We start from the raw sequence: 13,177 nt of genomic DNA on the forward strand, positions 1-13,177 counted from the left end.
AATAATACCTCCAAAGTAATTTTAATAAATATTATCAATAAATAAAAATTTGTCAAGAAAAAAAATTATCATTTGCAATTTTTTAAAAATTGATTATATTAAGTCTTTATGGAAGGTATCGGACACGATTACGAGTTTTTAGAAAATATGCTGGCTAAAAAGAACCTAAAAGTTACACCGCAAAGGCTGCAAATATTGGCGCTTATTGGGCAGTTTGGCCACTTAGACATAGACGAGCTATATGCAAAAATTACAAAAGACTATCCTTATATATCACTTGCTACAATTTACAAAAACATTTCTATTATGGTTGAAAATGATATTCTAAATGAAATAAAAATCGCCCAAGAAAAAACAAAATATGAGCTTTCAACAAACGCACATGCACATTTTATCTGCACAAACTGCAAAAAAATAGAAGATTTAAACATAGATGTTAATTGTATTTTAGAAGGTTTTGACAAAGGCAGCGTGGCATACGTAAATATTCAAATTTACGGCACTTGCAACGCATGCCAGACAAAAAAATAATTAAAGCTTAGTCTAAAAGCACCACATCGATGGATTTTACATCCCATCTATACTCAAATTTTTCAACAATTTCTTCTTTTATAGCATTGGCGAACTGATTGGCATCCTTAAGGTTTAGATATATTCTGAGCACACCATCACTAAATTCAATTTTTGATAGTAATTTAGAGCCAATTAGATCTCTACCTGTATTTGGATCTATTACACCTCTTAAGCGTTCTTTTATTAGAGCTTCGTCTGTTGGTCTATCTTTTGCTACTAAGCCGTTTTTTTCTTCGTAGTTTTCTATGGCGCGCTTTAGCGATTGTAACGCCAAAATAGAGCAGTGCACTTTAACAGCCGGTAATCCTCCAAGTTCTTCTACTACTTGAGAATATTTTAAATTTTTTGCCTCTTGAATTGTTTTGCCTTTGGCAATCTCTGTAATAATCGATGCAGTTGCAATATTTGAAGCGCACCCAAACGATTTAAATTTTATATCTTCAATAACCTGTGTGTCTTTATTTACTTTTAATTGTAGCTGCACTATGTCACCGCAGGCAGGAGAACCTTCTGTAGCTTGACCGTCTGGGTTTTCAATCTCACCTAAATTTTTTGGGTTTAGAAATAAGTCCATCACTTTCTTTGAATATGGAATACTTGGCATATTTAGTCCTCCTTGTATAATGGGCTTAGATTTCTCAAAAAAGCCACATCTTCCTTTAAGTATTCTATAGTTTTGTCAATTTCTTCAAATGTGTTGTATTTCCCAAAAGAAAACCTGATTGAACCATGCGCTAACTCGTGCGTTAAACCGCAAGAAAGCAAAACATGCGAAGCCTCAAGCGACTTAGAAAAACACGCACTGCCAGTTATTACGCTTACACCTTTCAAGTTTAGCCTCAGTGTTAAGGATTCTCCTTCAATATATAAGAATGTAGCATTAACTATACCAGGATGAGAAGCATTTTGGGGGCTATTTAGTCTGACGTGCGGTATTTGATTGATTTTTTCTAAAAAATAATCTTTTAGGCTTTTTATGTAATTGAATGTTTCTTTGTCAAATATTTCAATAGCTTTTTTCATACCAATAATGGCTGGTATATTTTGCGTACCAGCTCTGAGATTGTACTCTTGATAGCCCCCACTGATCAATGGTTCAAGCTCAAGCGAATTTTTTACAATCAATGCTGAGGCTCCTTTTGGTCCATAGTATGTATCAGAGCCTATTGTCAGCATGTCAATATTAAGTTTAGACAAATCAATGTCAAGAAATGGAAAAGAAAACGTTGCATCGCAGTGGTAGATACAATTTTTTTGTTTACATATCTCACCGATTGCGCTTAAGTCTTGAAGTGTGCCTATTTCTTGATTAGCATGCTGGATGCTTACCAAAATCGTATTGTCATCTATTAGTTGTTTGAGGTGATCTAGACTAACAAAACCTTTGCCATCAACATCCACATACCTTATCTCAAAACCTTTTTTTTGTAAAAATTTGACCGTATTTATAATGGATAAATCCTCTATTTTGCTTACCACAATGTTGCCGCTTTTTTTTGCAAAACTTGCGCCTTTTAGAGCTAAATTGTTAGATTCTGTAGGGTTTGATGTAAAAATGCACCTGTAGTCTTTAGCAGATAACTTATTTAAAATGAACCCTCTTGCACCTTCTAGGGCTTCTTGCGCAATTATTCCATCATCATGGCTAAAAATTGACGATGCTATGGCGTAGTTTTGCGTAAAAAAAGGTATCATAGCCTTTAAAACATCATCATCAACCCTTGTAGTGGCTGCATTATCAAAATAAATTCTGTTCATTTTGCCTCCTCAGTGTTAATTATAGCTTTAATTACAGCTTCTTGAAATGCTTCAAGCGTTATATCGCCACATTCTATGCGCTGTCTGGGGATATTTAACAAATGTGAGTCTAAAAAATTCAAATCTATGTCTAGTGCTTCATCTGAAGGTTTATTTTTGAATGTTTTTGCTAAAAAACTAGCTACCGCAATAGCTACAGGACAGGCTTTAACTTTATAATCAATTGCCGTAATTATAGAATCTTTTACATTTACATAAAATATGATTTTTGCATTGAACTCTTTGTTTTCCCTGATGCCAATACCATCGGGTTGTATTACAGTATCCCTGATAGGGTTAAAAAAATGGTTTTCAAATGTTTCCATAGAACCTCCTATTTAAGATACTATAATACTAACTTTTAAAAAGTCAATATACTTGACAACTTTTATCAAGTTTAATAAAGCGCCTAATTATTTAGGCGCTTTTGGTGAAGTCGTGCTAAAGATAGTTGACTGAGTTTGGTTTTTATAAACGTAGTAGGAAATGGCAACGGAATTTATCATAAACAAAAAAGCCAAAACCCATGTGACTTTAGCAAAAAATGACATAGCCCCCGTTGCGCCAAAAAGCGTATCAGAAGCCCCAGCCCCAAACGATACACCCATGTTTGCACCTTTGCCTTTTTGAAGCAAAATAAGCACAATTAATAAAACAGATAATATACCCTGCACTATCATAAGAACAGTAAGCATCAAGCTACTCCTTTTGCTTTCTCAAAGCTCAAAACTATTTCTTTAAATTTTTGCGCATCAAGGCTTGCTCCGCCAACCAAAAACCCATCCACATTAGCTACGCTTGAAAGTGTAAGCGCATTTTGCGGATTTGCGCTGCCACCATATAGCACTTTCGTGTCTATAAACTTTTTTATGAATTCATGCACCTCAAAAATCTGATCAGGTTGTGCCACTTTACCGCTGCCAATTGCCCAAATAGGCTCGTAGGCGATTATAACAGATTCTTTAATGCCTTGCAAATCTTTAACAAGCTGGTTTTCTAACACTGCAAATGTTTCATTGTTTTGTCTTTGCGATAAACTCTCACCCACGCATAATATAGGCACAAGCAAGTGCTTAATAGCGCTTTTTAGCTTTTTGTTAACAAGCTCGTCATCTTCGCCAAAAATTTGCCTGCGCTCACTATGTCCTATAATTACATACTCGCAGCCTACAGATTTTAGCATCATTGCGGAGATTTCTCCAGTGTAGGCACCTTCGTCTTCAAAGTATAAATTTTGCGCGCCAAGCTTGATGTTAGTGTCTTTGAAGCACTCAAAGAGTTCTTTTAGATAAAGGCAAGGGGCACAAACGGCCAGCTCTACTTTTGCGCTTGAAAGTTCTGTTTTGATAGAGCATCCTGCTTCAATAGCCCCTTTAGCATCAAAGTGCATCTTCCAGTTTGCTACAATCATTTATACCTCCAACGCCTCAATGCCGGGTAATTTTTTACCCTCAAGAAGCTCTAAACTGGCTCCGCCCCCTGTTGAAATATATGTAATGTTGTCCGTTTCATGCGCGCGCGCAATTGCATCTGCTGTGTCACCACCGCCTGCTACGCTTAGCGCATAACTGGCACCCACAATGCGTGCCATCTCTCTTGTGCCTCGTGAAAATCTATCTATCTCGTATACGCCCATTGGTCCATTCCACACAATAGAGCCGCAATCGTGCATAACTTCTTCAAACATCTTGCACGAAGCAGGTCCTATATCAAGCCCCATATAGCCATCGGGGATTTCCTGGTAAGGTACGATTTTTGTTACGGATTTCTCGTCGATTTTTTCTGAAACCACAAAGTCAACAGGAAAATACATCTTGATCTTTTTATCCTGGGCTTTTTTGTAAATATCTCTCGCTGTTTCTAAGTAGTCATTCTCAACAAGCGAATTTCCAATAGGCAAGCCCAGTGCCTTAAAAAAAGTAAACACCATAGCACCGCCAATTATTATCTTATCTACTTTGTCAGTTAGGTTGTAAACCGCTTCAATTTTTGAGGATACTTTAGCCCCACCTAGCACAGCAATCAAAGGTCTTACGGGGTTGTCCAGAATACGGCTGAAATAGGTAATTTCTTTTTTGAGCAAAAAGCCCGCTGCTTTGAGCTCGCAAATTTTTGGGAGCGTATATACAGATGTATGCTTTCTATGACTTACGCCAAATGCATCATTAATGTATACATCAAATAGTTCTTTTAGTTCTTTTGCAAATTCAATGTCATCTTTTTCTTCGCCTTCTTGAAATCGCAAATTCTCAAGCAACAAGCAATCTCCATAATTCATAGATTCAACTGCTTTTTTTGCTTCATCACCTACGCAGGAATCAACAAACTTTACTTCTTTATTTAAAAGCCTTGATAGTCTTTTTGACACATTCACAAGAGAATACCTCGGGTCTTTTTTGCCTTTGGGCCTGTCCATGTGAGAGGCTAAAATTACTTTTGTTTTTGAGTCTATGCAGTAATTTATAGTAGGCAGCGTTTCTCTTATGCGTTTGTCGTCCATTATGTTGCCTTCATCGTCTATTGGCACATTAAAATCGCATCGTATAAAAACCCTTTTATTTGTCAAATTAAGCTCGTTTATGTAAATCATAAAAACCCCTTAAATCATTTTTAGCATTACATCTTTAAGCCTTGAGGAGTAACCAAATTCATTATCATACCATGCAAAAACCTTTACCATATCATCTATTATATGTGTCATTGTGCCGTCAAATATGCTCGAGTGAGGGTTTCCGTTCAAGTCGTGAGATACAAGTGGCTCTTGCGTATATTCTAAGATGCCTTTTAGGTTTGTTTGGCTTGCTTTTTTAAATTTTTCGTTAACTTGTTCAATTGTTGGGACATTTTCTACATTGCAAACAAAATCAATTAAAGACACATTTGATGTAGGCACGCGAATTGAAATGCCATCTAGTTTACCATTTAACTCCGGAATTACAATGCCTATAGCCCTTGTTGCGCCTGTCGTTGTAGGGATCATATTCATAGCGGCAGCGCGCGCCCTCCTTAAATCTTTGTGCGGCAAATCTAAAATCCTCTGATCATTGGTATAGGAGTGCACGGTGGTCATAAAGCCTTTTGTAACGCCAAAGTTATCGTGCAGTACCCTGATTACTGGCCCTATGCAGTTTGTGGTGCAGGAGGCGTTTGATACAATCTCGTTGTTTTTAAAATCAAATGAATCGCTGTTTACACCAAGCACGACTGTAGGTATGCTTTTATCTTTTGGCGGCGCACTAAGCAAAACTTTTTTTGCGCCAGCTTGAAGGTGTTTTTGCGCCAGCTCTTTTGTCAGAAAAATGCCCGTTGACTCTAACACCACATCTATATCTAACTCTTTCCAGGTAAGTTCAGCTGGGTCTTTTTTTGCAAATACTTTTATTTTTTTACCATTTACTATAATGTTTGACTCATCAAAACCAACTTCTTTTTGAAAAATACCGTGATTGGTGTCGTATTTTAATAAGTGCGCTAATGTGCGCGTATCTGTAAGGTCATTAATAGCGACAATTTCTAAATCTTTATAATCGCTTGCAATACGAAAAAATATCCTACCGATTCTGCCGAAACCATTTATAGCTACTCTCATAAAAACCTCCACGATTTTTTTAACTTTAGTATATTATTAATTTATTTTTTTTCAAGCGTTTTTAGCAAAAATAACAAATAATTGATGTGTAGATAAAAATTTTCTTGTGCTACCCCTTGACAAAAAAGCTAAATTGTATTATTTTTAACTGTAGGTTTGAGGTTCAGAGGAAAATTATTGCAAGTTAGATTTTTTTCTTGACAAGTGTGAAAAAAGTTGCTAAAGTTGGCATTGAATTTAAAAAAGTTTTCAGTTTTAGGAGGTTGAGTATGAAAAAAAGGCTAGTCTCACTCGTAGCAGCGGCTGCTTTATTGGGCTCTGTTTCCATAGCATCTGCTGGCACAGTTACCACGAAGGGTGATACGGACATTTCTATCAGCGGTTTTGCAGCTGAATACCTTGGTTTTGCAAACAACCAGAGCGGTTTGTTTTCAACTGCAGCATCAAACCCAGGCATGAAAAATGCAGGTGGCACAACGGGTTCCCAAACAAACTTCAGCTCTACGGCTAATGTTACAAGGCTAAGACTTAACTTGGACAACAAGGTAGAAGGTATAACGGGCGAAGTAAGTGCTGATTTTAGGGGAACTTCAGGCGGTGGTAACGATGGTGCAACCAGCACATTTAGGCTAAGACAGGCGTGGTTTATGAAGTCATTCTGCCAGGAAGGCTGCAATTACACGCCGTGGTTGTTAATAGGCCAGACCAATACACTGGGTATGGCAGGCACTTATTCTTTCTTGGGTCTTCCTATCGGTGGTGTAGCAGGTTCTGCTTCAACAGCCCCAACGCGTGTGCCTCAAGTAGCTTTTGGCGTAAAGTTTGATTTGGGCAGTGTGAAACTAAACCCAGAAATAGCCGTAATGGATCTGCAGCAGTTAGCGAATAATTATGGCGGTTTAGTAAATAGTTATCAAGGTCTTTATCAATATTTAGTAAATGGTAGCAGCGGTGTAGTAAATCCCCAAAGTTTGAATATTAACCCCTCTATTATCGGTATGCGCACAAATATGCCGGGCTTTGGCATAAAGGTTCCTATTGAGTTCAACACAGGATTGGGCGCGCCGGCATCTTTTTATGCAGACGCACAAATGCAAACGATGAAGGTTAATTATGTGAATGGGTTAACATCAAATTTGAGTACTGACAACAACAAAACCAGCTGGATGGCGGGTGCTGGATTATCTTTGCCTATCTACTTTGTAACACTTAAAGGTGATGTAGCGTACTTAAGAGGCTTTACAAATATGAGCTATATTTTTGGCGATACAGTAGGAAGCAGTGAGTCGTCTGCCACACCGCCTTCTTATTGGGTAAATGGCAATGGGAGCCTGGAGCAGACACATGCTACACAGTGGGATGCAGAAGCACAGATTGATTTTAATAAACTTGCGCAAGTGCCATTTACATTATCAGGTGGTTATTCCCAGGTAGTATTTAGCAATTTACCATCTCTTTACAACGTAAGCGGTTCAGAATGGTCTTACTTTGCTACTGCTCCAGTCAGAAAAGCTGCAACAATATTTGCAAATGTTTCTTACAATATGACAAAATCTACTATGTTGGGCATTGAGTACGATAGAAACAGGACAAATTATGTAGTTGATCCGGGCACCACTTACAGCTCAAATGCTGTATATTTAGTAGGTGTACATAACTTTTAATTAGATTTATTTACGCGTTAAAACTTTAACTTAAGAGGCTCTAAGCGAGCCTCTTAAGTTTTACTCTAATATTTTTCCCGTACTTTAAAGTATAATTGTATATTATTTCAAAAAAATCCTGTTTTTATTAAATTAACTATTATAGCAGTCTTTTTTATTAATTTTTATTAATTCTGCATAATTAAATAAATGGTTAAATAATATTTAAAATACTCTTGACAAATTTACTAAGATTTGTTATTGTAAAATGGGAAGAGTAAAAAATAATTTTTTGGGGGTTTAGGTATGAGGAAAAGACTCATTTCGCTTTTTGCAGCAGTTGCTTTATTGGGCTCTGTTTCCATAGCATCAGCTGGCACGGTTACTACCGGTAGCGACACAAACATTACACTTGGCGGTTTTGTAAATGAGTATTTTATTTGGGGCAATAATCAGGGCGGGGGATTTTTATCACCGTTTGCAACAAATGCCAATGGCCCAACATTTACAAAATCTGGAGGTTTTACAAAGCCACCATCGGCGCAGACCAACTTTAACTCTACAGCAATGTGGACTCGCTTAAATTTTGCTTTTGAAAACAAAACAGAAGGCGTTAGTGGTCTAATCGACGGTGACTTTTTGGCAGGTAATGGTGGGTTAGGTGGTTCTTCATCCGTATTTAGGCTAAGAGATGCTTACTTTAAGAAAACTTTTGCTGCAAGCAGTACTTTTCAGCCTTATGTTTTAATCGGCCAGACTTGGGCTTTGGACACTTACAATGAGTATAGTCTAAATAATGTATCTGGCACAGCAGGAGCCGTCGGAGGATTTGACAGGCCTAGAGTACCACAGGTTACATTCGGTGCAAATATGGATTTTGGTAGTATCAAAATTAATCCTCAAATAGGTTTTGAAGACTTAATATCCGGCGTTCAAGAATCTGCAAATGATGGATATGAAGCGTATGGTTTGAATTATCAGAATGTAACAAGCAATGGAATTACGGTGCGAACTCAAATGCCTGGTATTGGCTTAAATATACCTATTACATTTAATACTGGTTTTGGCTCACCTGCTACTTTTTATGTTAATGCTGAGATGCAGCCCGTTAAAGTAACGAGCGGCAATGCAAATATTAATAGTGAATCCAAGACAAGCTGGCGTGTAGGTACTGGTTTAGAATTACCAATATACGCAGTATCTTTGCTTGGTAACGTGTCTTATTCTAGAGGTTTTGCATTTTACAACTCATTTGTAGCCGGCAACAATCCAATTCCTGCATCTTATTGGGTTGACCAAAATAATAGTTTACAGACTACAAATGCTACACAATGGGACATAGAGGCAAAACTGGACTTTAACAAACTAGCACAATTACCATTTGCTATAGCTGGCGGCTATTCACAACAAGTATTTAGTAATTATAATAATGTTACTAATAACACTTTGGGACTTGCTACTTCAAATAAAGCTTCAACAATTTTTGCAAATGTTACTTATAATATGACAAAATCTATTATGCTGGGTCTTGAATATGATAGAAATAAAACATACTACGCAAATGACCCAAATACTTCTTACAATGCAAATGTATTGTACCTTATGGGACAGTATAGTTTCTAATACTAGTTTTATTTGCTCCTTTGCCCTCCCTTATTTTGGGAGGGTTTTTATGCTTTTTTAATAGATAAATTGTATAGGCTGATAATAAGAAGATTCAGTAACAAAGTTTTCTTTGTAGGCACGTACAAATTTTAGACAAACCTTTTTTTCATATTTACCCTAGCCACCTGCTTAAAGTGGTGGCTTTTACTATTTTAGAAACCTAAACTTTTATGTCTATGTGTTTTTGTTTGTTTTTAGAGTTATCTTGTGGTTTTTCTTTTTTAGATAGGTGTTCGTGGATGTTTGGATTTTCACTAGATTGTGCACTTTCTACTTTGGTGTTTGCTTCTTCTTGCTCTTTTTTTTGCGCAATGCGCTTAATGCTGTCTGCTTGAGCGACTTGGACGAGTAAGTTATTGTTTACATTTGACTGAGCGTAAGAATTTAATATTACACTTTGCATGTCGATGGGGCCAACCATAGCACGCTCCTTTAAAAAAAGGAAAAAGGTTTACTTTTTAAAATGACGCTTTTTTACAAAACGCCCCTTCCAAAAGCATAATGCTTTTTATAAGACGCAAACTGTTGCTGAAGTGTAATAATTTAACTGCTAAAAAACAGTTTGCCAAACTCTTGGCCGCCTTCCAAAAATAAACCGTCTTTGCCCATTGATTCACAGTACTCTTTAGTACCTTTTTCTCCTCTCCATACAGCAAACGGTACAGGATCGCTTGTGTGAGTTTTTAGGCTTATGGGTGTTGGGTGGTCTGGCAAGCATGCAATCTTTAACTCAAACTCATCTGCCATATCAAGCGCAGGACTTACAATTTTTTTATCAAATAGCTCAATAGCTTTTATTTTTAAGTCCAAATCGCCCATATGTCCTGCCTCATCTGGTGCTTCTATATGCACATAAGCAAAACCCATTAATTTAAGCGCTTCATACGCAGCATTTATTTTGCCTTCGTAGTTTGTGTCAATAAAACCTGTTGCGCCTTCAACGCAAGGTGTAGATAACCCCAGCAATTTAGCTATACCTTTCATCAAATCTACTGCGCTTATTACTGCCCCTTCAATACCGTAGACTTCTTTATAGGAAGGCGCTTTTGGCGCTTTGCCCTCACCCCACAGCCAAATTGCATTTGCTTTTGTAGTATTTATCGGATTTTTTAGAATTTCTTTAACCATTTGCATAATTTTTATGAGCTCGTCTTTGGCTTTGTCTTTGGGTAAATATGCTTGAATGTTTTTGTCTGTAATATCGTGAGGTGGTGTAGTGGAATCTGTTTTACCATTTTTCCATATCATAAGGTTTCTGTAGCTAACACCTGCAAAAAATTTAATATTGTCTAGTTTTAGCTGTTCATTTAGCAAGTCAATGAGTTTTTTTGCATCATTTGAGTCTATATGTGATGCACTAAAGTCTTTCATAATATCATTTTCTATGGTTACAAAGTTACACCTGTATGCTACATCATCTTTATCCAGTAAAATGTCTTTTGCAAGCGCTTCTATTGGAGCTCTTCCGGTGTAGATTTCTTTGGGGTTATAGCCAATTGTACTTAAATTTGCCACATCAGAGCCAGGCGGCATACCATCTGGCACGGTTTTAAATAAACCCGCCATACCGCTTGCAAGTCTATCCATGTTTGGCGTATTTGCATATTCAAGGGGCGTTTTATTGCCCAGTTCTTTTATTTTGTAGTCTGCCATACCATCGCCTAATAATATTAAATACTTCATAATTTTAACCTTCTATAAATTTTATATATACGCTTCTTGTGCGGGGACCGTCAAATTCTACAAAAAAAATTTTTTGCCAAGTGCCAAGCAAAAGGCTGCCATTTTCTACAATTACTTCCGTAGATGTGCCAATCAGGCTCGATACAATATGCGCATCTGAGTTGCCTTCAATATGGAGAAAGTCTGCGTTTTTTGGAATGAATTTTTGTAAGTAGTTAATTATGTCTAGACTTACATCTTTATCTGCCCCTTCATTTATTGTGATGCCAGCTGTTGTATGCGGCACAAATATTAAGCATATGCCGCTTTTTTTGGGCAATACTGCTTGGATTTTGTCTGTTATGTTTAATAGACATTTATGACAATTAGTCTGGATATTAATTTTTCCTATCATATATTAATACTAATCGTTTTGCGTCAAAAAGTCAATGCTTTTTAGGTATACAGCTTAAAAAACTTGGCTTTTAGAGCTAGTAGAAACAAAATTTGTTTTACATAGAGTAATTTTGTCTCAATTAATATTTTTTTGATATTGTTTAGGTGCGTTAGACCATTGTTTTTAATTGTAGTGTCTATTGCAAGAATATCCTTTTTTATATCAAACTTTTTAAGAAGAAAAGATTCAACGTGTTTTTCAAATTCTTCTCTCATGCAAATAATACTATAAATTAAAATTTACGCATATGTGACTTATAAATAAAATTTTGTTTAGAAAGCAACACACTTGACAAGTTTTAAAATATGGTTATATTACTATAACAAAACAAATGTTTAGGAGGTTCTAATGAGTGATTTTGTAAAATTAGTAGATCAGCTAGACCTAGAAGAGGAAAGGGCACAGCTTCTTATTAGTAGTTTAGTGATTCACGGTCATGTGTGTGGTGGTATGCCGCTTGGTTTTATTGCAGGTGAAGCTGCACTAAAAGCTCTAGGTACAAAAAGAGAGCAAAATATGGATAAGTTTGCAATACTTGAGTCTGGCGATAACCATGCGGCAGGCTGTTTTGCAGATGGCGTGCAGTTTGCAACAGGCTGCACATTTGGGAAAGGCCTTATGGAAAAAACAAAAAAAGGCAAATTTGCTTTATTGCTTGTTGATAAAATTACAAAAAAAGCTGTTCATGTGCGTCTAAAAAACGAAGTTATGAAGGCAGCTTTTAACTCTCCATTTATTACAGAATTCAGAAAAAAAGGCATAAAGCCGTCTAATATACCGCAAGATATTGCTTTTGAGATGCTTAAAAAACCTTTTAATACGCCAGTTGATCAGCTGGTTGAAATTGAAGGCCCATTTGACTATGAGTTTTCTGAGCCACCTGCAGCATTTAATCTCGTGGAGTGCGAAGTATGTGGAGAGCTTTGTGCCGAAAACTATGTAAGACTTGAAAACTCTAAAAAGGTTTGCCTTGACTGCTTTGTTTACGCAAAGTGAGACTTAAATGCTTACGCTCATATTAGGCCCTTTGCTAATTTTTGTGTTTACAATATTTCTAACTGTAGCGGGACTTGGGGCTGCATTTATTGTTATACCTACACTATATTATCTTGGCGTTGCCTTAAAGGAAGCTATGGCTATAGGTTTGCTCCTTAATGCTGTAAGTATGAGTTTTGCAAGCATAGGCTACATAAGAAGTCGCCTTGTGAATTTTAAAGCGGCCATTCCCATAATAGTTTTTGGCATCGTTTTTTCACCTATTGGAGCATACAGCACGAAGTATTTTTCAAAAGAGTTGCTTCTTGCATTTTTTGTGCTGTTTTTGATTTTCGCTGGCACAATGATGCTGTTTTATAAGCCAAAGCAAACTAGGCAAAAAAAGATTAATGAGTGGACAATAGGAAGTGTTTTAGGTGTTGGCGCTGGCTATCTTGGAGGCTTGTTAGGCGTTGGAGGGGGTAACTTTATAGTGCCTGGGCTTGTATGGAGTGGCTTTAACCCAAAAAATGCCTCTGGCACAACCGCCTTTATCGTTATTTTTTTATCATTTGCTGGGTTTTTGGGACATATTGCTATAGGCAAAATTGACATTGTGCTTTTGAGTTTATGTATAGCTGCTTCAATTGTTGGTGCTTTGGTGGGCTCTTGGGCAATGACTACAAAACTTAGCGCAAATCAGGTAAAAAAGATTATAGCCATTGTTTTATATGTAGTAGCGCTAAAAATGCTTTGGAGTTTAATTATGTATTTAGTAGCAACAAAAATGCTTTGGGGTTTAATTAAATAAAAACT

At 36.8% G+C, this 13,177-nt stretch carries 16 protein-coding genes; 5 read left to right on the forward strand and 11 right to left on the reverse strand.

What is annotated here, in order from left to right:
* Positions 1-108: 108 nt before the first annotated feature.
* Complete coding sequence (locus DESAMIL20_RS02730; RefSeq protein ID WP_086033293.1) at positions 109-531, forward strand: Fur family transcriptional regulator; 423 nt, start codon at positions 109-111, stop codon at positions 529-531.
* Positions 532-538: 7 nt separating this feature from the next.
* Here DESAMIL20_RS02730 and DESAMIL20_RS10815 read toward each other — a convergent pair whose 3' ends face one another.
* From DESAMIL20_RS10815 to gap, 7 genes are all read right to left on the reverse strand, one after another.
* The gene (locus tag DESAMIL20_RS10815; protein ID WP_086033294.1) at positions 539-1,177 is read right to left on the reverse strand and encodes an iron-sulfur cluster assembly scaffold protein; all 639 of its coding nucleotides are present in this window, start codon (positions 1,175-1,177) and stop codon (positions 539-541) included.
* A gap of 2 nt (positions 1,178-1,179) precedes the next feature.
* Complete coding sequence (locus tag DESAMIL20_RS02740; protein ID WP_086033295.1) at positions 1,180-2,331, reverse strand: cysteine desulfurase family protein; 1,152 nt, start codon at positions 2,329-2,331, stop codon at positions 1,180-1,182.
* Positions 2,328-2,696, reverse strand: coding sequence for an iron-sulfur cluster assembly scaffold protein (locus DESAMIL20_RS02745; protein ID WP_086033296.1), 369 nt, complete (start codon positions 2,694-2,696; stop codon positions 2,328-2,330). The genes DESAMIL20_RS02740 and DESAMIL20_RS02745 overlap by 4 nt, the downstream gene beginning before the upstream one ends.
* A gap of 87 nt (positions 2,697-2,783) precedes the next feature.
* A complete protein-coding gene (secG, locus tag DESAMIL20_RS02750; protein ID WP_086033297.1) occupies positions 2,784-3,065 on the reverse strand; it encodes a preprotein translocase subunit SecG in 282 nt (93 codons plus the stop codon).
* Positions 3,065-3,781 carry a triose-phosphate isomerase gene (tpiA, locus tag DESAMIL20_RS10520; RefSeq protein WP_162287153.1) on the reverse strand — a complete coding sequence of 239 codons (717 nt, stop codon included), beginning with the start codon at positions 3,779-3,781 and terminating at the stop codon, positions 3,065-3,067. The genes secG and tpiA overlap by 1 nt, the downstream gene beginning before the upstream one ends.
* A complete protein-coding gene (locus DESAMIL20_RS10525; protein ID WP_162287154.1) occupies positions 3,782-4,960 on the reverse strand; it encodes a phosphoglycerate kinase in 1,179 nt (392 codons plus the stop codon). It lies immediately after the preceding gene.
* A gap of 9 nt (positions 4,961-4,969) precedes the next feature.
* A complete protein-coding gene (gene gap, locus DESAMIL20_RS02760) occupies positions 4,970-5,959 on the reverse strand; it encodes a type I glyceraldehyde-3-phosphate dehydrogenase (protein ID WP_086033298.1) in 990 nt (329 codons plus the stop codon).
* Between the two features lie 269 nt (positions 5,960-6,228).
* Between gap and DESAMIL20_RS02765 the strand changes: the two genes are divergently transcribed.
* Together DESAMIL20_RS02765 and DESAMIL20_RS02770 are read left to right on the forward strand one after the other, a co-directional pair.
* Complete coding sequence (locus tag DESAMIL20_RS02765; RefSeq protein WP_086033299.1) at positions 6,229-7,623, forward strand: hypothetical protein; 1,395 nt, start codon at positions 6,229-6,231, stop codon at positions 7,621-7,623.
* 285 nt (positions 7,624-7,908) lie between these two features.
* Positions 7,909-9,225, forward strand: coding sequence for a hypothetical protein (locus tag DESAMIL20_RS02770; RefSeq protein WP_086033300.1), 1,317 nt, complete (start codon positions 7,909-7,911; stop codon positions 9,223-9,225).
* Positions 9,226-9,427: 202 nt separating this feature from the next.
* Here DESAMIL20_RS02770 and DESAMIL20_RS02775 read toward each other — a convergent pair whose 3' ends face one another.
* From DESAMIL20_RS02775 to DESAMIL20_RS02790, 4 genes are all read right to left on the reverse strand, one after another.
* A complete protein-coding gene (locus DESAMIL20_RS02775; RefSeq protein ID WP_086033301.1) occupies positions 9,428-9,688 on the reverse strand; it encodes a hypothetical protein in 261 nt (86 codons plus the stop codon).
* A gap of 122 nt (positions 9,689-9,810) precedes the next feature.
* Positions 9,811-10,950, reverse strand: a complete 1,140-nt coding sequence (locus tag DESAMIL20_RS02780; protein WP_086033302.1) for a cofactor-independent phosphoglycerate mutase — start codon at positions 10,948-10,950, stop codon at positions 9,811-9,813.
* Between the two features lie 4 nt (positions 10,951-10,954).
* A complete protein-coding gene (locus DESAMIL20_RS02785; protein ID WP_086033303.1) occupies positions 10,955-11,344 on the reverse strand; it encodes a secondary thiamine-phosphate synthase enzyme YjbQ in 390 nt (129 codons plus the stop codon).
* Between the two features lie 41 nt (positions 11,345-11,385).
* Positions 11,386-11,601 (reverse strand): hypothetical protein, encoded by a 216-nt coding sequence (locus DESAMIL20_RS02790; RefSeq protein WP_086033304.1) that lies wholly within the window; start codon positions 11,599-11,601, stop codon positions 11,386-11,388.
* 133 nt (positions 11,602-11,734) lie between these two features.
* Here DESAMIL20_RS02790 and DESAMIL20_RS02795 point away from each other — a divergent pair, with 133 nt between their 5' ends.
* Positions 11,735-12,382 carry an FmdE family protein gene (locus DESAMIL20_RS02795; RefSeq protein WP_086033305.1) on the forward strand — a complete coding sequence of 216 codons (648 nt, stop codon included), beginning with the start codon at positions 11,735-11,737 and terminating at the stop codon, positions 12,380-12,382.
* A 7-nt stretch (positions 12,383-12,389) separates the two neighbouring features.
* On the forward strand, positions 12,390-13,172 hold the full coding sequence (locus DESAMIL20_RS02800; RefSeq protein WP_086033306.1) for a sulfite exporter TauE/SafE family protein: 783 nt from the start codon (positions 12,390-12,392) through the stop codon (positions 13,170-13,172).
* Positions 13,173-13,177: the final 5 nt, after the last annotated feature.

This window comes from Desulfurella amilsii, from assembly GCF_002119425.1.
GTDB lineage: Bacteria > Campylobacterota_A > Desulfurellia > Desulfurellales > Desulfurellaceae > Desulfurella > Desulfurella amilsii.

Excerpts from the sequence above, each read along its gene's own strand:
- DESAMIL20_RS02770 (WP_086033300.1), top strand. The coding sequence starts at position 7,909 with ATGAGGAAAAGACTCATTTCGCTTTTTGCAGCAGTTGCTTTATTGGGC.
- DESAMIL20_RS02740 (WP_086033295.1), bottom strand. The coding sequence starts at position 2,331 with ATGAACAGAATTTATTTTGATAATGCAGCCACTACAAGGGTTGATGAT.
- DESAMIL20_RS02765 (WP_086033299.1), top strand. The coding sequence starts at position 6,229 with ATGAAAAAAAGGCTAGTCTCACTCGTAGCAGCGGCTGCTTTATTGGGC.
- DESAMIL20_RS02730 (WP_086033293.1), top strand. The coding sequence starts at position 109 with ATGGAAGGTATCGGACACGATTACGAGTTTTTAGAAAATATGCTGGCT.
- DESAMIL20_RS02800 (WP_086033306.1), top strand. The coding sequence starts at position 12,390 with ATGCTTACGCTCATATTAGGCCCTTTGCTAATTTTTGTGTTTACAATA.
- DESAMIL20_RS02745 (WP_086033296.1), bottom strand. The coding sequence starts at position 2,696 with ATGGAAACATTTGAAAACCATTTTTTTAACCCTATCAGGGATACTGTA.
- secG (WP_086033297.1), bottom strand. The coding sequence starts at position 3,065 with ATGCTTACTGTTCTTATGATAGTGCAGGGTATATTATCTGTTTTATTA.
- DESAMIL20_RS10815 (WP_086033294.1), bottom strand. The coding sequence starts at position 1,177 with ATGCCAAGTATTCCATATTCAAAGAAAGTGATGGACTTATTTCTAAAC.
- DESAMIL20_RS02785 (WP_086033303.1), bottom strand. The coding sequence starts at position 11,344 with ATGATAGGAAAAATTAATATCCAGACTAATTGTCATAAATGTCTATTA.
- DESAMIL20_RS02780 (WP_086033302.1), bottom strand. The coding sequence starts at position 10,950 with ATGAAGTATTTAATATTATTAGGCGATGGTATGGCAGACTACAAAATA.
- DESAMIL20_RS10525 (WP_162287154.1), bottom strand. The coding sequence starts at position 4,960 with ATGATTTACATAAACGAGCTTAATTTGACAAATAAAAGGGTTTTTATA.
- DESAMIL20_RS02795 (WP_086033305.1), top strand. The coding sequence starts at position 11,735 with ATGAGTGATTTTGTAAAATTAGTAGATCAGCTAGACCTAGAAGAGGAA.
- gap (WP_086033298.1), bottom strand. The coding sequence starts at position 5,959 with ATGAGAGTAGCTATAAATGGTTTCGGCAGAATCGGTAGGATATTTTTT.
- DESAMIL20_RS02790 (WP_086033304.1), bottom strand. The coding sequence starts at position 11,601 with ATGAGAGAAGAATTTGAAAAACACGTTGAATCTTTTCTTCTTAAAAAG.
- DESAMIL20_RS02775 (WP_086033301.1), bottom strand. The coding sequence starts at position 9,688 with ATGGTTGGCCCCATCGACATGCAAAGTGTAATATTAAATTCTTACGCT.
- tpiA (WP_162287153.1), bottom strand. The coding sequence starts at position 3,781 with ATGATTGTAGCAAACTGGAAGATGCACTTTGATGCTAAAGGGGCTATT.